This is a genomic window from Pseudoalteromonas luteoviolacea (genome assembly GCF_001696455.1).
Lineage (GTDB): Bacteria > Pseudomonadota > Gammaproteobacteria > Enterobacterales > Alteromonadaceae > Pseudoalteromonas > Pseudoalteromonas luteoviolacea_C.
The window spans coordinates 1-310 of the sequence record NZ_MAUJ01000065.1 but is presented as its reverse complement, the minus strand read 5'-3'; the positions used below and the strand labels follow the sequence as shown (position 1 = coordinate 310).

The 310-nt window shown below is 52.3% G+C and carries 1 rRNA gene; it reads left to right on the top strand.

What is annotated here, in order from left to right:
• A 23S ribosomal RNA gene (locus A7985_RS25525) occupies positions 1-310 on the top strand; the annotation flags it as partial.

The window sequence follows — 310 nt, the reverse complement described above, 5'->3', positions numbered from 1 at the left end:
CTGTGTACCCGCGGCTAGACGGAAAGACCCCGTGAACCTTTACTACAGCTTGGCACTGAACATTGACCCTACATGTGTAGGATAGGTGGGAGGCTTTGAAGCACAGTCGCTAGATTGTGTGGAGCCGTCCTTGAAATACCACCCTTGTAGTGTTGATGTTCTAACTTAGGCCCCTAATCGGGGTTGAGGACAGTGCCTGGTGGGTAGTTTGACTGGGGCGGTCTCCTCCCAAAGAGTAACGGAGGAGCACGAAGGTTGGCTAAGTACGGTCGGACATCGTACGGTTAGTGTAATGGTAGAAGCCAGCTTA